A 21,239-nucleotide genomic window follows, 5' to 3' on the forward strand; every position below is an offset into this window, starting at 1 on the left:
CTTAGTATTACTTATTGGGTGTATATCCTTTCATTAGTGCGTATTATTGATAGAGAACCGCCGTAAAAAATTATTGCCGATGCAGTTCTTGTAATTTTTGATAGAGTTCTTCTTCTTCCTTTGTAAGCGTGGCGGGGTTTACGATGACAAACTCGATATAGGCATCGCCGCTCTTCTGTTTGAGATCGCGAAATCCCTTATTTCTGAGCCGCAGTTTGGAGCCGCCCCGGGTTTTTTCGGGGACGCGGATGCGCATCTTGCCCGCCGGCAGATCCACCACGATCTTGTCGCCGAAGTACGCCTGCCAGGGATAGATCTCGGCTTTTTTATAGAGATCCAGCCCTTCCATGGCGGTGTCTTTCGGCATATCGATGCGGATCTCAAACAGAATATCGCCCTCGATGCCGAACTTTTCGCCCCGCACTTTGACTTTTTTGCGCTCGGTGATTCCGGCGGGCACCTTGACCAAAACGTCGACCTGCCGTCCGCCGATATTAAGCGTCACATTGCGGTTTACCCCACCATAGGCGTCGACGAGGGAGATATAGAGTTCCGTATTGTACTGCTGCCGCGGCGGCTTGCGCGCCCCCCGGGATCCGCGAAAATCGCCGAAGAGATCCGACATATTGAAGCTGCGGCTGCGGCCTCTTCCACCGCCCGCTGCACCTGTGGCGCCCGCGGCATCGGCGCCGAAGAACATTTCAAAGAAATCGCTGAAATCGCCCTCGCCGCCGGTGGTGGTATAGGTATAGCCGTATTGCGACGGGTCGAAGTTCATGCCCCCGGTAAAGTTGCCCGTCGAACCGAAGGTATCGTAGGTCTTTCTCTTTTCGGCATCGGAGAGCACTTCGTAGGCCTCGCCGATCTCTTTGAATTTTTCCTGTGCCACCTGATCATCCGGGTGTAGGTCGGGGTGATACTGTTTGGCCAGTTTTCGATATGCTTTTTTGATCGTCTTGTCGTCGGCGTCTTTATCTACGCCCAATATCTTATAGTAGTCTTTGTATTCCATAGATCACCTCAAACGCATTGACTTTCTTTGACCTTATTTAATTATATCTGATTTACAGAAAATCGCAAGCCTGATTTGATCTTAATTGACTTTTAATTTTCTCTGCACTTCAAAATAAACTATTTGTCGATTTCTACCCTTAGAATTCTTTGAAAAACAAATCGGGCAAGTAAATTTACTTGCCCGATTCAAGCTAACTTCTTTCAGTTTTTCTGAAATTTTGCTTATTGCTATTACAAATATTTACTTTTTCCCAAATTAATATTTTATACAGCAAGCTCCGAATAATATGAGAACAACGAGAGTAACAATACTCAATACACCACTTAAAAGAAAAGGAACATTAGCCATACTCCACTACTCCTTAGGGATTAAAAATTTGATTCTTCCCATTTTCCATTGCCATTTACAAATATTTTTACCCAATAGCGTCCTGCTGATACATTCTGGTATCCAGTATAGTTTACCGCGTACCAAGCATGGGTAGGATTAAGCCAGCCTTTCTTGAATCCGCTTGTATCTTCTTTTGCGGTGCCGCCTACTACATAATAAGCTTTTCCATATTGAGATGTTATTTTTGCCCTTCCAGTAGATGTATCCCTACTATAATTTACCTTAAATTCTAGGGTTAATAACACGATGCTTCTCTTCACACGAATTCCCTTTTTATTAACGATCGAAAGAGAAGTCATTCCATCGTCAGTCGCTTTAGAAGAGATCGGTTCATAAGTCTGAACAGCCACCGAACCATCAGGATAGATTGTCTTTTCGTAGTTTTCAGCAACGATTTGCGGTTTGAGATCCTGGTATTCCGGTTTCATCGAATCCCACACTTCGCCACGTCTTAATTTATCGATCAATTTAACAACGTCATTTTCACTAACGCCATAATCACGAAGCTGCTGCTCAATCTCAGGAATATCTTTCTCCAATTCAGCTGAAGCTGTTAAAGCTGTTTTTTCTGTCCCTAATAATAAGGAAACACATAACACAAACAACAACATAAACATGGTTCTTCTCATAATCTCCTCCTTCTACAACTAATTAAGATTAAGGTAACTACACAAAGCTTAGTATTTTAACAATTTATCAAGCTAAATGCTAAGCATTGTCATTGTTCTACCGTTTGTTAATGGTAAATGTCAATAAATAAAAACATTCGTTATTTTCTGTTTATTCTGAAATATTTTTCTTGTATATTTTATAAATATAAAATGTCTCTATTTGTTTGAGTTTCGAACATATTTCCTAAATGGGAATTTATAGCTATATCTTTAGAACTTCGATTTTTGTCCTTTTCTGACCTTTTTGTTCTCTCTCTTCTATTTTACACGAAACGGGCGCAAAAAAAGCCCGCCGAAGCGAGCCAATTCTCTATTTTCCAATTCTTAGAATCTGTTTAGATGTTCGATATAAGCTTCTACGAATTGTTCCAAGAGCGCCTTGGTGCGGTCGGACAGTTCGCCGCCGGCAAAAGAATTGTGGATTTGTGCCAAATACACTTCCGGCTTTTGCAGAAGGATCAGGTTGAGGCACACCAGGCCTTGGCGCAGGCCGAGATTCGCCGCCATGCCGCCGCCGGTACCGGGCGATGCGCTTACGACCGCAGCGGGCTTTCCGTCCCATACGTTTTTGCCGTAGGGGCGGCTGCCGACGTCGACGGCGTTTTTGATGGCGGGGGTAAAGGTGCGGTTGTATTCCGGCGTAAAGAAGATGATGCCGTCTTTTTCCTTTACCGCCTCGCGGAACGGTGCGTAGCTTTCGGGCTCTTCCAAATCCTTTTCAAAGTCCTCGTTAAAGAGGGGAAGGTCTTTGATCTCGATAAATTCCGCCTCGTATCCGTCGGGGAAGAGTTTTTGAACCACTTCCGCCACCTTGCGATTCCAGGAATTTTTTTGCAACGAACCTACGATCAAACCGGTTTTTTTAGACATAACTTACTCCTTTTATTCTGATATATACCATATCCTTTTGGAGGAGTATATATATATCCGCATTTTTCGATTCTAAACAATGTGGCCTCTAGCGATCGACATAGCGCGCCAAATTGCGCTCCACATCGCGCTTTTTTATCGATTCGCGCTTGTCGTAGAGCTTCTTGCCGCGGGCGGTGGCGATCTCGACCTTGACCCGCCCCCGGTTCAAGTAGACCTTGAGCGGCACGAGGGTGAATCCCTTTTGGTCAGCCTCCTTCCCCAGGCGGTAGATCTCTTTTTTGTGCATCAAGAGCTTGCGCTTTCTGAGAGGATCTTGGTTGTAGATATTGCCCTGCTCATAGGGCGCGATGTGCATGCCCTCGATAAACAGCTCGCCGTCTTCTACAAAGCAATAGGCTTCTTTGATATTCACCTGCCCCTTCCTTATGCTCTTCACTTCGGTGCCCTTTAGGGCGATGCCCGCCTCGTAGCGTTCTTCGATATGAAATTCATGAAAGGCCTTGCGATTATTGGCCAGTACGTTCAGGTTTGTCTTTTTTGCTATTTTCCTCACCTGCCATGCCGAAGTCGATCTTTCCCTTAATGGGATCGGTGCCGACCACGACGACTCGTATGGGATCTCCCATTTTGATCTCTCTATGCGTTCTCTCGCCCACGGCCGTATAATTGTCCTCGTCGAATCGGTAGAATTCGTCCAACGAAGCGTAGCTGATCAGGCCCTCCACGGTGTTCTCCAGCTGGGCAAAGATGCCGAAAGAAGTAATGCCCGATACCTTTGCGGGGAACTCTTCGCCGATAAAATCCGACATATACTGCGCCATCTTTACATCGACCACCTTGCGTTCCGCCTCCTGGGCGACCTTTTCGGTCTCGGAAATATGATCGGCAATGTCGGGAAAGCTCATCTTGTAGCGATCCACAAGACGCTGATCCAAGGTCTTGTTGAGATCCTGCTTAATGACGCGGTGAATGGTCAGATCCGCGTAGCGCCGAATGGGCGAAGTAAAGTGGGAGTAATATACCGCCGCCAGGCCGAAGTGGATGTCGCGCTGATCGCTGTATCGCGCCTTTTGCATGCTGCGCAGCACCATGGTTTGCACCAAGCTTTCCTCGTCCTTTCCGACCACCCCTTGGGTGATCTTTTGGATGTCCTTGGGCGTCACATCCCGCGTCAGGTCGATGTGATGGCCGAAGGGGCGAATGATCGAGTTTAAGAGCTCTAATTTTTCTTGGCTCGGCTCCTCGTGGATCCGGTAGATAAAGGGCAGTTTCTTCTTGGAATAGGTCTCGGAGACGGTTTCGTTGGCGAGGAGCATAAATTCCTCGATCAACTCGTTCGCCTCCCGGTGGTCGTAGAGGGTGATGGAGATCGGCCGGCCCTCGTCGTCGAGCTCGATATAGGGTTCTTCGAAGTAGAAGTCGATATTGCCCCGCTCGTTGCGCATTTTCTTGCGCGCCCGGGCGATCTCGTTGAGCTTGATCAAAGCCGCTTCCAGCCCCTCGAGGGAAGGATGGATTTTGCCGTCTTCCAAGAGGTCGCTGACATGGGTATAGACCAGGCGGCGATCGCTACGGATTACCGATTCACAGATGTCGAAGTCGTAGACCTTGCCGGCATCGTCCACTTCGGCGAGCAGCGTCAAGCAAAGGCGGTCCACCCCTTCGTTTAAGGAGCAGATGCCGTTCGAGAGCTCCTTCGGAAGCATGGGAATGACCTTATTCAACAGATACACGCTGTTGCCCCGCTTATAGGCTTCTTTGTCCAAATGGCTTCCCGCCACGACGTATTCTGCCACATCGGCGATGTGTACGCCCACCCGATAGCGGCCGTTTTCCAAAAATTCGATGCTCAGCGCGTCGTCGAAGTCCTTGGAATCCGCGCCGTCGATGGTAAAGGTGGGGATTTCGCGCAAATCGCGCCTGCCGGCGATGGCGGAGGTGGGCACCGTCTGGGGAATCGCCTCGGCCTCCTCTAAGACCTCCCGGGGAAATTCGAGGTCGATCCCCAGGGCGTAGGCGATACTCAATATATCGACGTTCTTTTCGTCGGGATAGCCCAAGATCTCGACGATCTTGCCCTCCGCCTTGCGATTGGGGGTGGGGAATTTTTCGATGTCGACGACGACCTTTTGCCCTTCCCGGGCGCCGGCGGTCCGCTTGCCGGGGATGTAGATGTCCATCGAGATCTTGCGCTCGTCGGGCTTTACAAAGCCGAATTTTCCGGCGTCGTCGAAGATGCCGACGATGCGGTGATTGGCGCGCTCGAGCACGGTGACGACGCGGCCCTCTTCGCCCTTTTCGGGGTCTTTGGGCGGGATTTTTTCCACCAGCACGCGGTCGTTGTGCATGGCGGTGTTCATTTTGGTGCCGTGAATATACAGATCCTCCAGGGTTTCGTCGTCGGGGACGAAAAAGCCGAAGCCCTTTTCGTTGCCCTGCAGCCGGCCCGCCATCAGGCCCTCTTTTTCGCTGGCGCGGTAGCGCTTATCCTCGTCGCGATACAAGACACCGTCTTTGACCATGTCTTTTAAGAGCGACTTCATCTCCTTTTCGAGATTGCCGTTTACCGCGAGGGCCCGAAAAATCTCCGCCTTGGATAGCGGCCCCTCCTCCTCTACGAGTGCCAACACATTGTTTCGAATGGACATACTGCCTCCTTAAAGCTTGCTTCCGTACCCGGTTTTTTCGAAGAGATGGGCGTCGTAGACATACATATTGCGGTTTTTGTCCGCAAAACGCCACTCTCCCAGGGCGATGACCTCGTTTAGGAGTTCCGTAAAGGAAATCCCCACGGGTTCCCAGAGATAAAAGCCCATCGAACCGGGAAGGGTGTTGATTTCATTGACAAATGTACCCGATTCCGTAACCAGAAAATCAATGCGCGCGGTGCCGCAGGCATCGATCGCCATAAAGGCGCGGGCGGCCAAAGACTCGATCTCCGCCTTTAGGGCATCGTCCACCGGCGCCGGACAGTTTCGGGGGTTTTCGCCCTTGGCGGCGGGTCCTTTTTTATTGCCCGATACGTATTTGTCCTCGAAGGTCAAGAGTTCTTTCCAGCCCATGGGTTCTTCCAAGGCGCTGGTCTTCACGTCTTTGCCGTACCCCAAGACGGCGCAGTTGATCTCGCGTGGGTTTTCCGCCGCCTTTTCTACGAGGATTTTGCGGTCATAGGAACAGGCGAGTTCCATGGCATCGGCGAGCTCCGCCGCTTCTTTGACCTTGGTGATTCCGATGGAAGAGCCGAGATTGGCGGGCTTTACGAATACGGGGTACCCCAGCGCGGCGATCTTCTCTTCTACCTGCTCCCGTGCTTCTTCCCACTCGCCGCGGAAAAAGCACTCGGCTTCGAGGACCGGCAGGCCATGGGCGATAAATACGTCTTTCATCATCTTTTTGTCCATCCCCACCGCGGCGCTCAGCGTCGAGCAGCCGATATAGGGGATATTCAGCGTGTCGAAAAATCCCTGAATCGAGCCGTCCTCGCCGAAGGTGCCGTGGAGTGCTACAAAGGCCATATGCACCTCGGCAAAGACCGCCTCGCGCACGCCGCCTTTGGAAAAGAGGCCTCCCTTTTCTTCGCGCATGGTGTAGAGCCGATTGTCCGACGGATCCGCCTTAAAATAGACTTCCTCGGTCTCGGAAAAGTCGCCGCTCTTAAAGGTCTTAAAATCCGCGAGCACTTCGCCGCCCAAAAACTTTCCTTCTTTGGTGATATAAACCGGAATGGCCTTGTATTGGCTCTTGTCCAGGTTTTCGATTACCTGCATGCCGGTAATGACGCTCACTTCGTGCTCGACGCTGCGACCGCCGAAAAACACCGCTATATTTTTCATACTATTCCTCCTGTTCAATATCTCCCTATTTTATCACAGCGCGGCCCTGTATCCGTCAAAGAATCGGATAAAACCCCGCGAAAAAAGGGCGAACCCGTCGTTCGCCCCCTCTTATTCTTCGTCGTAACTATCGGGCAGGTCGTTTTCGAAGAGCACCACATCGCCCCGCGCGGTGATCTTGGCGAGAGAAGCCGTCGCCTCCTCTAAGCTGTTTCGCACGATCATGCGGTCCTTCGAAAATCCGCCGGCGAGCAGGCCCTTTTGAATGGGGGCCGTACGCTTTTCGCCCACGAGAATGGCGTAATCCGCCACCCGAGCGATCTCCTCGCCCAGCTTGTAGTTCTCCTCGTCTTCCATATCGCCCAGTTCCACCATGCCCGGGGTGACGATGATCTTTTTTCCGCCTTCGAACTGTCCCAACACGTCGAGCGCCGCCCGGGCGCCCACGGGATTCGAGTTAAAGGCGTCGTCGATTACAATCACCCCGGTGGGGCTGTCGACGATATTGAGCCGGTGCTCCACGGGTTCCACCCGCGCGATGCCCTTTGCCACCGCCTCGGGATCCATGCCCAGCACATACCCTACCGATGCCGCCGCCAAAAGATTGGAGATATTGTGCCGCCCCAGCAGCTTGGTCTCTACCGCCGCCTCCCGGCCGCCTCGAAAGCCGAGGGTGAAGCGACTGCCCCGCTCAAAGACCGAGATGTCCTTCGCGTATACGTCCAACGCCTCGATGTGTTCCATGCCGTAGCGAATGGTGCGCTTTTTCGTCTGATCCGCCAGGGGTTTGACGTAGTCGTTGTCGTAGTTAAAGATCGCGATGCCCTTCTCGTCCAAACACTCGATCAGTTCGTATTTGGTCTTTTGAATGTTTTCGATGGTCTTAAACAGATGCATATGGGTGGGCCCGATGGCGGTAATAATGCCGATGGACGGCTGCACCAACTCCGCTACTTCGCGGATTTCTCCCGGCACCTTGGCGCCGAGCTCCGCCAAAAAGATTTCGTCCGATTCGTCCAATTCGTTGTTGATCACCTTCGAAAGGCCCATGGGCGTATTGTATGAAGACGGCGTGTTCTGCACCCGAAAGGCCTCTTCCAATACGGTCGAGGTGATAAACTTCGTCGAGGTCTTGCCGAAGCTTCCGGTGATGCCGACGACATTGAGCCCCTTTCCCTTCAATGCTCGAATCTTTTTTTGCGCCGCCACGAAAAACCCGCGATTGATCTCCATCTCCCGGGGGTAATTGATGCGGTTGGCGAGAATCAGGATCTTATATTGAAAGTAGTAGACCGCAAAGAGCCCCGCCGCCAAGAGAATCGCGGAGAGCAAGAGCCTTCCGCTAAAGAGAAAGGCGAGGCAAAAAACCGCCACCAAAAACAGACCCGTCAGACGGCGGTGTACGGCGAACAGGCGCTTTGCCCGGTCGGTCATTACCAGCGGCGTCTTTTCGGAGGTCTTGGTGTAGACGAGTTTTGTGATGCGGTCTTTGTGTTCGCCGATCCAGCGAAGAAATTCCGACTCCTCGTACCCCGACAGCTGCAGCATATGCAGGGGGTATTCCGCCCGCCGCCTCGCCAAAAAATACGTAATCGCTGCGAGCAGCGCATAGACGATCACCAGCGGCAGCAAATTCGATGCTTGTAAGATTTCCATTTTTACTCCTTAAAAAATGCGTCGAGTACGGCACAGAATTGGCCGTACGCATCTAAGTAACTGTAATGGCCCCCCGGCAAGACCGCAAGTCCCGCTTCGGGAATCTTCTCTTCGAAGACGCGCGCCATATACAGGGGCGTGGCGTCGTCGTCTTCGCCCCAGATCAAAAGCGTCGGGGCCGAAATCGCGGGAAAGAACGATTCGGTGGATTCGTTCACCACCTTGACAAAGACCTTGCGCATAATCCCTTGGGCGGCCTGATAGTCGTCGGATCCGAATTTGCGGTAAAACTTCTCGAGCACCGTCTCCCGATCCTGCCAAAAAAAGAGCTTCTCATAGAGAAAACGCAACAGCTTAAAACTGTATACCTTGTAGTAATAGGAAGCCTTGCGCTTGGGTAGGACCCCCGAGGCATCGATCAACACCAGCTTGTCCACCCGCTCGGGGCGGGTGGCGGCGAATTCGGTCAGGGTCTTTCCGCCGAAGGAGTGTCCGATACAATGCGCTCGCGCAATGCCATAGTGCGCAAAAATCGCCTCCAAAAGCGCGGCGTATTCCGCGCCGCCGATCACCGAATCGGGCTCGTCGCTTCCGCCGTGGCCGTAGCTGTCGTAGGCGATGACCCGGAATTTGTCCTTTAGACAGTTGACGATCGGCATCACCGACTCGACATTCGCCCCCCAGCCGTGTAAGACGATCGCAAATTCGTCTCCCTCTTTTGTATCGTATACCGCAATATTCTTCCCTGCGATGCGTATATGCTCTTTCTCCATGTACTCCTCCTCGAATCCTCATTATACCATAGCAACGCCCCTCGAGAACCTCCGATCCCGTTTTCCGAGGTCGCCTCTCTTTCGAAAACGCGTCTCGGTAGAAAATGTAGACATTGTTTTTTTCGAATGATATGATTGTATTCAATGTATCCGGCAAGGAGGAGGCTGAAAAAATGGAATTTTTATCCTTAAAAGATCACGTGTATAACTTTATTGCGGAGCAAATCCGCCTGGGCAAACTCAATTCCAACGAGAAGGTGAACGAGCAGGACATCTGCCAGCAATTAAATATCTCTCGGACGCCCGTTCGCGAAGCACTAATTCAGTTGGCGGCGGACGGGTTTTTGGACTCGGCGCCCCGTCGCGGCTTTCGGGTGAAGCCCTTGACCAAAAAAGAAGGCGAGGACATTTATCGCATCCTCGCTCCCCTCGATGCGCTGGCGGCGGAGCTTTCCATGAACCGCTTGAGCGAAGAGGACTTAAAGACCATGGACGATCTGGTGGAATTGATGAATTTTCACATCGACCGTTTTCAATTCGATGAGTACTTTGTCCTGCAGGAGCGCTTCCACGATACCTATATCGCAAAGACCGACAACGAGACTTTGATCCACACCATCGACCGCCTGCAGCGCCGGTTTATCCGCCAGGGTCACGGACTCGGCGAAAACACCGAATTGCAAAAGCTCCTGCACGATACCAATGAGCAACACGCCCATATTACCGAACTCTTTCGGGAAAAAAAGACCGAGGAATTAAAGGACTTCCTCGAAAACACCCACTGGACCTACCACTATACGGAAGTGGGCCGCACCGCCACCGACGACTGATATAGGACGCCTGCGGGCACAGAAGACGGGAGGACATCATGACGATTTATGTAAAAACCGTCCCCTACGGGACGCACGCATATGGGGAAGCCGCAGAACTCAGAGATCACATTCTCTACCGGCCCCGCGGTCTTAGACTGGATGCGGCGAGAAAAAGCCTCGATCGGGACCGCACCCTCTACGGCCTCTATAACGAAGAGGCGCTGATCGGCATCGCCGTTACAGAAGCGGATGCGGACGCGCTTTGCATTCATGAAGTGCTCATACAAGAAAACCACCGCAGAGAGGGGCTCGGTACCGCGCTTCTTTCTACGATCGAGCGACTCGAGGCGCCGGGCACGCGGATCACCGCTTCCGCACCGCTTTCTCTGCGCCCCTTCTTCGAGGCGGCGGGCTACCTTCCCGAAAACAAGCACCGCAGCGAAGACGACCTGCTGCAGATCGAGTTTTCGAAGGTCGTCGCAAAGAACACCCGCGGCGCCGCGCCCTTCTATGATCCCCGCCAGGAAAAGCCCCTGCTCTATATCACCACAAAGACCCGGGGCTTTTCCCTCTTACCCGTCCTCCGCAACCGCTTCCCCAAGGAGCACCTCTTCGTGCTCGATTTGCCCGAAGTGGATGCCATGTGGTTTTCCGTGGCCGAACGCGCCGGTGTCGAGGCGACGAAGTATGCGATGCTCGCCCCCGAGCTCGCCGGCGATCGCCGCTTCTACGGCATTCGCGACCTGGATCTGCCGAAAGCGGCGGCCCGGGCGGCGGACCGCACAAGTCGCAACAAGCGCGTATTGCTCCTCGGAACCGAAGAGGAACTCAAGGGCCGCGCCTATGAGGCGGCGTTCGAAGCACAAAACCCTTCCCTCTCGAGCGTACAAATGCTCCTTCCCACCGAGGGCATCTGCCCCGATGAAAGTCCCGATGCCGCTTTTTACGAGACCCTCACCGTACACGCCGAAGCCTTACAAGAAGAGGAGTTCGACGCCGTCGTCATCGTCGATTCCCTGCTCTCCACGCGCGCCGATGCCATTCGGACTTTTCTCGCCCGCAAACTGGAACGCACGCTTTTCGCGGTCGATGTCTTTGATCTGATGGCGGAGGCGCTGCGGCTCGATCTGATCGCGAACAACCGCATTCGCCACGCAGGGGATGTGGGCGAACTCAGAATCTTTACCGAGACGCCCGACCGGGCCAGAAAAGAATTGCGACGCTACCACCCCGCCGAGCGTTCCGCGCCCATCGAGACGCTGCGATGATCCTTCTTCTCCTCGCCGACAAAGACGGCGCCATCGCAAAGGACGGCAAGCAGATCCTCTTTATCCCCGAAGACCTGGCGCGCTTCAAGGCGCGCACCGCCGGTGGCGTGCTCGTTATGGGCCGAAAGACCTTCGAAAACACCGGCGCCCTCTCCGGCAGAATCAGCCTGGTAATGAGCCGTAGCGCGGGCGTGGAAAGCGACGAGGTGCACTATTTTTCGAGCGAATCGGAGCTCAATGCACATCTCGCCGCCTATGCGGACCGCCCCGTCTTTCTGGTCGGCGGAGCCACCACCGTACGGCGCCTCTACGATCGCATCGAAGAAGCCTATATCACCCGCGTCGACAGACACACCGGCGGCGAGGTCAAAATGCCCGATCTCGCGGCCGACTTCGTACTGTCGAGTGCGACGCTCATCGCAGAGGGCGCGATCGAGGAACACTGGGTACGCAAAGATCGATAAAAAGAAAAGGATCGAAGAGAAATTCTCTTCGATCCTTTTTTACATCCGCGATCAGTCGCTTTCTACCGGATATTCGGCATCCAACCAAGCGCCGATTCCGCCCGGTTGGCGGAGCACATTGGTGAATCCTTCTTCTTTGGCGATCATGGCGCCTACGTGGGAACGCTCACAGTCTACAAAGCCGCAGTAGAGCACGATGGTCTTTGCTTTGTCGGTGCCCAGCGCTTGGATAAAGGCTTCCTTTTGCTCGGGGGTCACCTCTTCCATCTTGACCGGCAACTCGGCGTTTACCGCGCCGGGGATGCGGTTTTTCTTAAAGGATTTTTCCGGCATGGTATCGACGATAACCATGTCTTCCTTAGCGTCGATCTTGCCCTTTAAGTCTTCGGTAGAGATCAATTCGTATTGGCCTTCTTCGACCGCCTTTACCAACTTCATGGAAGCGGATTCGATGGTCACTTCGTTTCCGTCTCTTGCGGAACCGGGACGATCGGCAGCGGCCCCTTCCTTTGCGCCGCCGGCGCTACAACCCGCCAAGAGGGCGAAGGACAGCACGGCAACGGCGATCAGTTTTAAATGTTTCATATTTGTACCTCCTTATATAATTATAGCAATGCGAAAATCGTTTCGCAAAACAATTTTTCTCGTTTCCCCGCCCCTTCTATTTTTCCCTCTATGTTCGCATTTCCATAAATCTGATAAAAAATAGTTATTTTTGAAAAAGTTTTCACAAAAGGAAACAAAGTCTTGTTTCTTTTGCGATACCGTGTATACTAATACGTGTAATGGAGGTGTAAAGTGAAAAAGTATGACGTGCGCGAGCTGGTTTTTACCGCACTGTTTATCGCATTGGTATACATATTTACCTGGCTCGTGAAAATCCAACTGCCTTTCGCACCCGACGGAGGGTTGATCCACTTGGGGAATGTCCCCTTCTTCTTGGCCTGCCTCTTCTTCGGAAGACGAGTCGGCATGCTCGCCGGCGCCTTAGGCATGGGACTGTTCGACGTAACCAGCGGCTGGGTGGCATGGGCGCCGATGACGGTGATCTCGGCTCTGATTATGGGCTATATCTTGGGCGGCCTCTACGAAGAGGAGTTCAAGATCAACCGCTATGCCGTCGCCATGGTGCTCTTGGCTATCGTCAAGGTGCTGACCTATTATATCGGCGAATCGATTATGTTTAAGTCGCTTTTGGTGCCCTTGGCATCCATTCCCGGCAATCTGATCCAAATCGGCGTCTCCGCCGTCATCGTCGCCATACTGATTCCGCCCATGACGCGGGTTATGAAAAACATCCGCCGATAGGCATAAAAAAACCGGTTCCCGAAGGAGCCGGCCTTTTTTTGTGTCTTTTTTATTTTCTCTTGCCGCCGAGAAAGGGCGACACGCGTTTATACAGAAGCAGCGTTACGATAGAGACCACGCAGCCCTTCACGAGATTAAAGGGGATGATGCAGTAAACCATCAAGTCCCACAGGCTGTGTACCTTGCTCGTAACGGCACGGCCCATTTCGAGGATCGCCTCCATGGGCATGATCTTCGCATAGAGCGGAAATACCACAAAGTAGTTGCTCAAGGTGGCGAGGGCGGTCATACCCACGACGCCCGCCAACAGGCCCGCCACCGCGCCTTTATAGGTGTTGTGCCGACGATAAAATGCCGCCGAGGTGCCGACGAATACGGCGCCCACGATAAAGTTCGACAGCTCGCCCACCCCGCCGGTGGCGGTGCCGCGCACGAAGACGGCGAGTACGCATTTGATCAGCTCGATGGTGATTCCCACCACCGGGCCCATGGCAAAGCCGCCGATCAACGCCGGGACATCCGACAGGTCGATCTTGATAAAAGGCGGCGCGATAAAGGCCAGCGGAAACTCTACATACATCAATAAAAACGCCACCACGGCGAGCATCGAGAGCTTGGTGAGGTTTTTCGTGGAATAAACGGACTTTCCTCGTTGAATTTGGTTCATAGATCCTCCCTAAACTAAGGGCATAAAAAAATGCCCGCAGTCTCCCGGGCTTGAACACATGAAAAAAGACATCTTCTTTCATCCGGACTATACCGTCGGTATCGGAATTGCACCGATTCAGTCAAAAGACGAGTGGACTTTACCACCGGTGAGGAATTGCACCTCGCCCTGAAGATTATTTCTATCTGTATTATACCACGTCGATCGCATTTGTAAACCGGCATGACAAAAAAATAACGCCCCGCAAGGGGCGCAATTTATATGGCGTGTTTTGCGGAATTGTATACGATCACGGGCATGCCCTTAAAGGCGTTCTTGTAGAAAGTGCCTGCGATCTTCGGCGGGGTGTTGACACAGCCGTGGCTGCCGCCGCCGCGATAGATATTGCCGCCGTAGCTGCCGCGCCAACTGGAATCGTGAATCCCGCAACCGGTCCAGTCGAAGGGCATCCAGTAGTTTACCCAGCTCTTCCAGGTATCGCCGGTGAGATAGCGGCCGGTTTCTTTCATCCAGACTTCCTGTACGCCGGTGGGCGTGCTGTTTCCGTCTAGGGGGTCGCCCGTCACCACGGGGGTGTCGACCACCAGCTCACCGTTGTTGTAGAGCCACATGTGTTGCCGGGCGATGTCGATTTCGATATACGAATTGCCCACATCGTCTACATTTCGGTGGAGCGCCTTACGCTTATAGACGGGCGTGAGTTCCTTGGTCGTCTTTTCCTTTAAGGCGGCGAGGAGTTCCTCGCGCGTCTTTTCGCGGTCGGTCTGCCAGCCGTAAATGCCGCCCTTAATGCGCATGGTCGCCCCGCCCGTCGCGGTAAAGTCGCGGGTAGAGCGGAAGGTGTCGTATTTGTCGGCGAGCATATCCACATAGTCCTTCACCTTTTCCTCGCTGGGGGAAAGGCTGCCGTCGGGATTGGAGCCGTAGAGGGCGATTAAGGGTTCTCCCGCCAATTCCTCGGTGCGATCCGAAAAATTATAGCTAAGGGTAAAGCCCTCGATCTCGTTTAGGCTCTTGACGTGATTTTCCATGGCGGATCTGTTTTCCGCCGGCTTGGCCTGCACATAGAGCTTCTTTTCGTCGAGGTCCAGATCCTCCTCTTGGCTGTGGAAGGCAGCGAGGACCGACTGTTTGAGCTTCGGGCCGTCGACGCGGGTGCCTTCTACGGCATCGGCGATGACATAGCCCGTGCCCGCCTTGTAGGAGATCTTTTCGGGTTCGGGATCGGTGATGTCCGAATCGGCGATCACATGGAGCGCGGCGAGGATCGATTCGAGCTTACTGTCGTCGTATTCGACCTTGGTCTCGATGGCATGGTCTTTTTTGACAAAGCTCAATACCGGCCACGCCCAGGGGTTGGCGTCGATATTCGAGACATTTTCTAAGGTTTCTTTGTAGCCGAAGTCCTTGGCGGAAATCTCGTCTTTTTTTCCGTCTTTGCCGCGAATTTGAAGCGCGTAGTCGGACCAGGAAGACGCAAACTCCTGCGGCAATTTGTTTTTGGAACGCATAGAAATATCCGCTCCGTTGATAAAGGTATTGGGCATATACACCTGCGAAAACGCGGCCACACCCAAGGCATACAGGAGCAGAAGCACGCCGGCGATCACGGCGAAGATCTTCCCTATTGTTCTCGTCATGATTACTCCCTTTCTAAACTTACTGACTTGGGTATTAGTCTACCAATAAAGTTCACGACTGACAAGATCATAATACCTCTTCCCACAAAGAATATTTCGGTATATCCTATAGGTAAAGTAAAGTATGAAATGAGGAGAAATATGGAAAAAAATCACAGAACGATTCAATCATTGGCCCGCGCCTTTTCAATCCTGGATTGCTTCGACTCCGTCCACCCTCGTTTGAGCCTGACGGAGATATCAAAAATCGTAAAATTGAATGTCAATACCACCCGCGGCCTCGTCAATACCCTGATGCACTACCACTATCTGAGCCGCGACGAAGAAGAAAATGTATACTACTTAGGCCTCGCGTTTATCCCCAAGGCGAATTTGGTGGAAGAGCACTACTTTTACCATATGAAAAATAAAATCTTCCCCGTTCTCCGCACCTGGGCCAACCGCTTCGGTTTGAGCGCGCGGCTGAATATGGTCGACGACGGCCAGTTGTTAACGGTGTTCACCGAAGTCCCCGACGCCTCCCGCTACCTCTTATTGACCCGCTCCCGCACGCCCTTTCCCCTACACGCCACCGCATCGGGAAAGGCATATCTCGCGTCCCTACCGCCGGGCCTCGTGCGCAAATATATCGAAGAGACGCGGCTGGTACGCTACACCGACCTCACCATTACCGACGAAAACGCGCTTCTCGAGGAACTCGAAAAGACCCGCGCGCGCGGCTACGCCTTAGAGATCGGCGAGATCAACGACGGCATCGGCTCCATCGCCATCCCCATGCTGAACAAGCGGGGCGAATGCATCGGCACCGTCTCCCTGTCGGGCGCCAACGAAGAGATCCTCGCCGAGGAAAAGGACGCCCGCGAAACCATCGGCCGCTTCCTCGAAGACCTAAAGCCCCTATGGCAACAATAAATCAAAAAGACCCCGTAACCGCCGCTTGCCGCCGCACGGTTTACGAGGTCTTTTTTGATTGTATCTACATCGATAAATAGGCCATCAAGCCGTAGTTGATTAAAAACAGTACGCTCGATCCCACGAGTATGGGATGCAGCCGCTCGGTTCTGCCCTTTACGAGCGAAACGACGCAATAGAAGATAAAGCCCGCGGCGATGCCGTTGCTGATGGAGTAGCTTAAGCCCATAAAGATCGAGGCGAAAAACGCGGGAATCGCGACATCGAGATTGGTCCACTCGATCTCTTGAAAGCTCGCACACATCATAATCCCGACGACGATCAACACCGGTGCCGTCGCCTGTGCGGGCACGAGCCCAGCGACGGGGGCGATAAAGATCGAGAGCAAAAACAAAATCGCGACCACAAGCGATGTGAGCCCCGTGCGACCGCCGGCGCCGATGCCCGCGGCACTTTCCACATAGGTGGTGGTGTTGCTGGTGCCAACGAAGGCGCCGATCACGGTGCCCACCGAGTCGGCAAAGAGCGCTTTGTCGAGTTTGGACTTAAAGCCCGAACTGTTTTGCATATTGCGGATGTCCTCTTCGCTGAAGATGCCGCTGCGGCGCCCGGTGCCGATAAAGGTCCCCAGGGTATCGAAGGTGTCGCTCAAGGAAAAGGCGAAGATCGTCATCAATACCAGCGGAATCCGCGCCGGGTCGGCAAATAAGCCCAAGAGTCCTTCCCTTCCCAAGGCGACGGTAAAGACCGTAGAGAGTTCGCCAAAGGACTGGGAGACCGATACGCCGTTTGCGAGTTTCGAAAGGTCCACCACGCCAAAGGGGATGCCCAATACGGTGGTGGCGAGGATGCTGATCAGGATCGCGCCCTTTACCCCGCGCACCACGAGCACGACGGTGATAATCAGGCCGAGTACGGCGAGCAGTACGCCGGGATCGGAAAAGTTTACCAACGCGGGCACCGCGGCGGACGAGCCGATCACGGTCTCGCCGACGGTTTGGTAGGTGCCGGGGTCTAAGGTAAAGTTCAAAAATCCCGCATTCTTCACGCCGATATAGGCGATAAACACGCCGATCCCGCCGCTAATGGCGTGTTGCAAAAATTCGGGGATCGAGGTGATGATCAATTTGCGGATCTTGGTGACGGTGATAAGTACATTGATCACCCCGCATAAAAATACCATCCCCAGCGCTTCTTGCCAGCTGAAGCCCAGGCCGAAGACCACCGTATAGGTGAAAAAGGCGTTGAGTCCCATGCCCGGCGCCAACGCGTAAGGTACATTGGCGAACAGACCCATCACCAAGGTCGCGACCACCGCGGCGATGATCGTCGCCAAGAACACGGCACCCCAGGGGATGCCGGTTTGGGAGAGGATGGCCGGGTTTACGAAGATGATATAGCTCATGGCGAAGAATGTGGTAAAACCCGCCAAAATCTCCGTGGAGAGATCCGTGCCGTTCTCCCGCAGTTTAAAAAATGATTCCATTGATTCCTCCTTGTTCCGTTGAAGTCAGCTTCAAGTATATCACGACACGGACTTAGAGGAAAACTCCCTGTATCAGAAACATATACAATCCCGTCCCCAATACGATCGAAAGGATCAGATTGTGCTTCGCCTTGTAGCTGATCGCGGTAATGGCCGATCCCGCGAGCAGGGGCACAAAGCCCGACGGATCCCGAAAGTGCATGGTGCGCAGGCAGTAGACGACCAACAGCGCCATCATGGAATACGGTAGCAGCGCCCCCAAGTCCGCCACGACGGCGGGGAGCTTTCGGTCTCCGGAAAAGAAGAATATGGGGAAGGTACGAATGGCAAAGGTGATGGCCGCCACGATGGCGATGGCGATAAAGATTTCTTTGTTACTCATATTTTCTCCTATAGATCAAATTGCCCGCCAAGATGATCGCCATGGCCGGCAATATAAATTTGTCCGGTCCGAAGACGAGAAGCGATGCGACAGAGGCGCCGAATCCCAAGAGCGTCGGCAGATGATGGTCGGTCTTTTCCCACTGGTCGATCACGGTGACGATAAACAGCGCCGTCATCAAAAAATCGATCCCCGTCGCGTCGATGGGCAGCAGAGTGCCGACCCAAACGCCGAGTACCGAGGCGACGACCCAATAGGCGAAGTTTAAGGCGCCGACGGCAAACATATAGTCCGCATCGGCCACCGAGCCGTCTTCCCCGCCGGTGACGTAGAGGGAAAATGTCTCGTCGCTCGCGAAATGGGCGATCAATGCCTGTTTCCAGAGCGGCGCCTTTTGTAAGGGCGTAAGGAGAGAAAGGGTGTAAAAGAGATAGCGCAGGTTCACCGATAGGGTGAGGATGACGAGGCCCAAGACGGAAAGGGGCTCGGCGAAGAGGCCCACGGTCGCAAATTGCATGGCGCCCGCACAGATAAAAAAGCTCATAAGAAAGCTGACGAGCCCAGACTGTCCTGCGGATTTTACCAATACGCCGAAGCCCATGCCCAAAAAGGCATAGGTGATCAATATGGGAACGGTTCGAGGGAACACCTTTCTGAACGCTTTCATGACTCCTCCTAAAAAAAGGTAATCAAAAACCGCCCCGAGGCGGGACGGTTTATCGCTTTACTTTACTTCGACGGTAGCGCCGACTTCTTCCAGTTTTGCCTTAATTTCTTCGGCTTCTTCCTTGCTTGCGCCTTCCTTAACGGGCTTCGGAGCGCCGTCTACGAGGGCTTTCGCGTCTTTCAAGCCGAGGCCGGTGATGTCTTTAACGGCCTTGATGACCTTTACTTTTTCTTGGCCGGCAGCTTCGAGAACGACGTCGAATTCGGTTTGTTCTTCAGCGGCTGCGGCTTCTCCGCCTGCTGCGGGTGCGCCTGCTGCGGCAACGGCTACGGGAGCGGCTGCGCTTACGCCGAATTCTTCTTCGAGTGCCTTTACGGTTTCGGCGAGTTCGATAACGGACAGGGTTTTAATCTCTTCAATAAGAGCGGTAACTTTTTCAGATGCCATGGTATTTATACCTCCATATACAATTTTTCTGTGCCCTTAGGCAGTTTCTTGTTCCTTCTTTTCGCGGATCTGATCCAGTGCAACTGCCAGACCCTTGATGTTTGCGGAAAGTACGGTAGCCAATCCTTGGATCGGTGCATTGAGGCCGCCGAGCAATTGCGCGATAAGAACTTCGCGAGACGGAAGTTTTGCAAGAGTTTCTACAGCCGCTACATCGACTGCTTTGCCGTCTAAGAAGCCGGCCTTAATCTCGATGCGGTCGTTGTCCTTGGCGAAGTCGAAGAGGATCTTGGCGGGTTGTACCGCATCCTCTAAGCCGAAGGCGACGGCGCTGGGGCCGACGAGGTGTTCCTTGACGTCTTCGTATCCCAAGGCGTCAAATGCACGTTTCAACATGGTGTTCTTGTAGACCTTATAGTCCACGCCGTTTTCGCGAAGTTGTTTTCTGAGTTCGGTCACTTGCTCAACGGTCATGCCCTTATTGTCGACGAACACGATGGATTGGGAATTTTCGATCTTTTCCTTGATCTCGTTGACCAGATCAATTTTTTGTTGGAGTAGCGCTTCTTTCACAGATTCACCTCCTTGTTTTTGAACATAAAAAAATCACATTGCAGACACAATGCGAGTACCAAATCGGATTCAGTCACCTCGGCAGGAAATTAAGGCGAACCACCTGCTGTCTGCGGTTTCAACGTGCTATATAATATCAGAGCCCGATCGGATTGTAAAGGTCTTTTGTGATTTTTTACGACATTTTTTTCAGCATATCGAGCGCCGCGCGCCGTGCCGAGGCCATGGCCCAGTGGATATTATAGCCGCCGCAGTCCCCGTCTACATCCAGCACTTCGCCGGCGGCGTAGACCCCGGGACAGAGGACGGATTCCAGCTGCGGCGTAAAGTCCGCGAGGTCGATCCCGCCGCAGGTTACCTGGGCAAAATCATAGCCACGCACGCCGGTGACGGGCATCGAAAAGGCGAACAGCGCATCCAAAAGGCGCATGCGGTCTTCGTAGTCCAAGGCGTCCATGGGCTCGTCTCGCCCGATCCCCGTCTCCTTTAAGACGACGTGCACCCATTTGTTGGACACAATCCCCTCGAGAAAGCCCTCCGCCGTATCGGCGAGATAGCTTCTGGATTCGATCCGCTCCCGGTACTTCGGAATCTGCTCGAGGTGGTTGAGCATGGGCACCGATACCGTAAATTGCCCCTTCTCTTGTCCCACCGCGCGGGCGAGGTCGAGCACCGGCGGGCCGCTGATCCCGTCTTTGGCAAAGAGGATCTCGCCCGTCTCCCGCTGCACTTCTTCGCCGTCTCTATACAAGACGACCGTGCCCTCTACCTTGGTGCCGCTTAAGTGCCGCAAATACGGGCTTTCGCAGACGAGGGCGCTGATGCCGGCAAAGGTGCGCGTCAGCTTATGCCCCAAATTCGTGAGGATTTGGTATCCCTTGCCGTCGCTTCCCGAAGCGGGCATGGCGCGTCCGCCCGTGGCCACCAGCACCCTATCGGCTGCATACACCTCGCCTTCTCCCTCCAGGCGCAGGGCGTTCTGTTCGGGATGTACGGCGCGGATAAAGCAGTCGGTCTTTTCCTCGCCCCCCGCCGAAGCGAAGTGGCGGCGCAGGGAGTTAAGGACCGTACGCGCCTGCAAAGTGGCCGGATACAGCTTGCCCCGGTCCTCCTCCACCAGATCGATCCCCAGGCTCGCAAAGAATTCGTCCCGCACCGCCGGCGAAAATTCGGCGAGGATCTCCTCTACAAACGCCGCACTGTGATGCCAGTGCCGCAGATCCAGATCCCGATTGCTCACATTGCAGCGCCCGTTTCCCGTGGCGAGGAGCTTTTTTCCCACGCGGTCCTTGCGCTCGTAGATGGTGACTTTTGCCCCGCCCCGTACGAGGTGCACGCCGGCACATAGGCCCGCCGCGCCGCCACCGATAATTGCGATCTCCACGATTTTCCCCCTCTCCGT

General features: G+C 53.5%; 22 protein-coding genes, 1 riboswitch and 1 other annotated feature. Of the genes, 5 read left to right on the forward strand and 17 right to left on the reverse strand.

Annotation, left to right across the window (positions count from 1 at the left end; all coding sequences use genetic code 11):
* Positions 1-70 precede the first annotated feature (70 nt).
* The 8 genes from EL294_RS06220 to EL294_RS06255 form a co-directional block, all read right to left on the reverse strand.
* Positions 71-1,012: a DnaJ domain-containing protein gene (locus EL294_RS06220; RefSeq protein WP_126465856.1), complete on the reverse strand. Its 942-nt coding sequence runs from the start codon at positions 1,010-1,012 to the stop codon at positions 71-73.
* A gap of 371 nt (positions 1,013-1,383) precedes the next feature.
* Positions 1,384-2,034, reverse strand: coding sequence for a hypothetical protein (locus EL294_RS06225; protein WP_126465858.1), 651 nt, complete (start codon positions 2,032-2,034; stop codon positions 1,384-1,386).
* 366 nt (positions 2,035-2,400) lie between these two features.
* On the reverse strand, positions 2,401-2,946 hold the full coding sequence (locus EL294_RS06230; RefSeq protein WP_126465860.1) for an NADPH-dependent FMN reductase: 546 nt from the start codon (positions 2,944-2,946) through the stop codon (positions 2,401-2,403).
* An 88-nt stretch (positions 2,947-3,034) separates the two neighbouring features.
* The gene (gene smpB, locus EL294_RS06235) at positions 3,035-3,502 is read right to left on the reverse strand and encodes an SsrA-binding protein SmpB (RefSeq protein ID WP_126465861.1); all 468 of its coding nucleotides are present in this window, start codon (positions 3,500-3,502) and stop codon (positions 3,035-3,037) included.
* Entirely contained in the window at positions 3,456-5,597 is a 2,142-nt protein-coding gene (rnr, locus tag EL294_RS06240) for a ribonuclease R (RefSeq protein ID WP_126465863.1), read from the reverse strand. The genes smpB and rnr overlap by 47 nt, the downstream gene beginning before the upstream one ends.
* A gap of 9 nt (positions 5,598-5,606) precedes the next feature.
* The gene (locus EL294_RS06245) at positions 5,607-6,782 is read right to left on the reverse strand and encodes a D-alanine--D-alanine ligase family protein (protein ID WP_126465865.1); all 1,176 of its coding nucleotides are present in this window, start codon (positions 6,780-6,782) and stop codon (positions 5,607-5,609) included.
* Between the two features lie 111 nt (positions 6,783-6,893).
* Complete coding sequence (locus EL294_RS06250) at positions 6,894-8,438, reverse strand: UDP-N-acetylmuramoyl-tripeptide--D-alanyl-D-alanine ligase (RefSeq protein ID WP_126465867.1); 1,545 nt, start codon at positions 8,436-8,438, stop codon at positions 6,894-6,896.
* Between the two features lie 2 nt (positions 8,439-8,440).
* Positions 8,441-9,211 carry an alpha/beta fold hydrolase gene (locus EL294_RS06255; RefSeq protein ID WP_126465869.1) on the reverse strand — a complete coding sequence of 257 codons (771 nt, stop codon included), beginning with the start codon at positions 9,209-9,211 and terminating at the stop codon, positions 8,441-8,443.
* 173 nt (positions 9,212-9,384) lie between these two features.
* On the opposite strand from EL294_RS06255, the gene EL294_RS06260 reads away from it, so the two are divergent.
* The 3 genes from EL294_RS06260 to EL294_RS06270 are packed head-to-tail and all read left to right on the forward strand — an operon-like array spanning position 9,385 to position 11,755.
* Complete coding sequence (locus EL294_RS06260) at positions 9,385-10,041, forward strand: GntR family transcriptional regulator (RefSeq protein WP_164715245.1); 657 nt, start codon at positions 9,385-9,387, stop codon at positions 10,039-10,041.
* A gap of 38 nt (positions 10,042-10,079) precedes the next feature.
* Entirely contained in the window at positions 10,080-11,291 is a 1,212-nt protein-coding gene (locus EL294_RS06265; protein WP_126465873.1) for a GNAT family N-acetyltransferase, read from the forward strand.
* Positions 11,288-11,755 (forward strand): dihydrofolate reductase, encoded by a 468-nt coding sequence (locus tag EL294_RS06270; RefSeq protein ID WP_126465875.1) that lies wholly within the window; start codon positions 11,288-11,290, stop codon positions 11,753-11,755. Before EL294_RS06265 ends, EL294_RS06270 begins: the two co-directional genes overlap by 4 nt.
* Positions 11,756-11,806: 51 nt before the next feature.
* Here EL294_RS06270 and EL294_RS06275 read toward each other — a convergent pair whose 3' ends face one another.
* Positions 11,807-12,340 carry a rhodanese-like domain-containing protein gene (locus tag EL294_RS06275; protein ID WP_126465877.1) on the reverse strand — a complete coding sequence of 178 codons (534 nt, stop codon included), beginning with the start codon at positions 12,338-12,340 and terminating at the stop codon, positions 11,807-11,809.
* 213 nt (positions 12,341-12,553) lie between these two features.
* Between EL294_RS06275 and EL294_RS06280 the strand changes: the two genes are divergently transcribed.
* Complete coding sequence (locus EL294_RS06280) at positions 12,554-13,063, forward strand: ECF transporter S component (protein WP_126465879.1); 510 nt, start codon at positions 12,554-12,556, stop codon at positions 13,061-13,063.
* Positions 13,064-13,112: 49 nt separating this feature from the next.
* On the opposite strand, the gene EL294_RS06285 is transcribed toward EL294_RS06280, so the two are convergent.
* Both EL294_RS06285 and EL294_RS06290 read right to left on the reverse strand, forming a co-directional pair.
* Positions 13,113-13,730, reverse strand: a complete 618-nt coding sequence (locus EL294_RS06285; RefSeq protein WP_126465881.1) for an ECF transporter S component — start codon at positions 13,728-13,730, stop codon at positions 13,113-13,115.
* Between the two features lie 66 nt (positions 13,731-13,796).
* A riboswitch (FMN riboswitch) is annotated at positions 13,797-13,910 on the reverse strand.
* Between the two features lie 77 nt (positions 13,911-13,987).
* Entirely contained in the window at positions 13,988-15,370 is a 1,383-nt protein-coding gene (locus tag EL294_RS06290; protein WP_126465883.1) for a L,D-transpeptidase family protein, read from the reverse strand.
* 141 nt (positions 15,371-15,511) lie between these two features.
* On the opposite strand from EL294_RS06290, the gene EL294_RS06295 reads away from it, so the two are divergent.
* A complete protein-coding gene (locus EL294_RS06295) occupies positions 15,512-16,282 on the forward strand; it encodes an IclR family transcriptional regulator (RefSeq protein WP_164715246.1) in 771 nt (256 codons plus the stop codon).
* A gap of 64 nt (positions 16,283-16,346) precedes the next feature.
* On the opposite strand, the gene EL294_RS06300 is transcribed toward EL294_RS06295, so the two are convergent.
* The 6 genes from EL294_RS06300 to EL294_RS06325 form a co-directional block, all read right to left on the reverse strand.
* Complete coding sequence (locus EL294_RS06300; RefSeq protein ID WP_126465887.1) at positions 16,347-17,768, reverse strand: NCS2 family permease; 1,422 nt, start codon at positions 17,766-17,768, stop codon at positions 16,347-16,349.
* Between the two features lie 52 nt (positions 17,769-17,820).
* Positions 17,821-18,150 (reverse strand): branched-chain amino acid transporter permease, encoded by a 330-nt coding sequence (locus EL294_RS06305; RefSeq protein WP_126465889.1) that lies wholly within the window; start codon positions 18,148-18,150, stop codon positions 17,821-17,823.
* The gene (locus EL294_RS06310; protein WP_126465891.1) at positions 18,143-18,817 is read right to left on the reverse strand and encodes an AzlC family ABC transporter permease; all 675 of its coding nucleotides are present in this window, start codon (positions 18,815-18,817) and stop codon (positions 18,143-18,145) included. Before EL294_RS06310 ends, EL294_RS06305 begins: the two co-directional genes overlap by 8 nt.
* A 57-nt stretch (positions 18,818-18,874) precedes the next feature.
* Positions 18,875-19,264: a 50S ribosomal protein L7/L12 gene (gene rplL / locus EL294_RS06315; protein ID WP_126465893.1), complete on the reverse strand. Its 390-nt coding sequence runs from the start codon at positions 19,262-19,264 to the stop codon at positions 18,875-18,877.
* A 36-nt stretch (positions 19,265-19,300) separates the two neighbouring features.
* Positions 19,301-19,837, reverse strand: a complete 537-nt coding sequence (rplJ, locus tag EL294_RS06320) for a 50S ribosomal protein L10 (protein ID WP_126465895.1) — start codon at positions 19,835-19,837, stop codon at positions 19,301-19,303.
* A gap of 18 nt (positions 19,838-19,855) precedes the next feature.
* Positions 19,856-19,971: a sequence feature (ribosomal protein L10 leader region), on the reverse strand.
* Positions 19,972-20,012: 41 nt separating this feature from the next.
* The gene (locus EL294_RS06325; RefSeq protein ID WP_164715247.1) at positions 20,013-21,221 is read right to left on the reverse strand and encodes a BaiN/RdsA family NAD(P)/FAD-dependent oxidoreductase; all 1,209 of its coding nucleotides are present in this window, start codon (positions 21,219-21,221) and stop codon (positions 20,013-20,015) included.
* Positions 21,222-21,239: the final 18 nt, after the last annotated feature.

The organism is Aedoeadaptatus ivorii, from assembly GCF_900638585.1.
Taxonomy (GTDB): Bacteria; Bacillota; Clostridia; order Tissierellales; family Peptoniphilaceae; genus Aedoeadaptatus; species Aedoeadaptatus ivorii.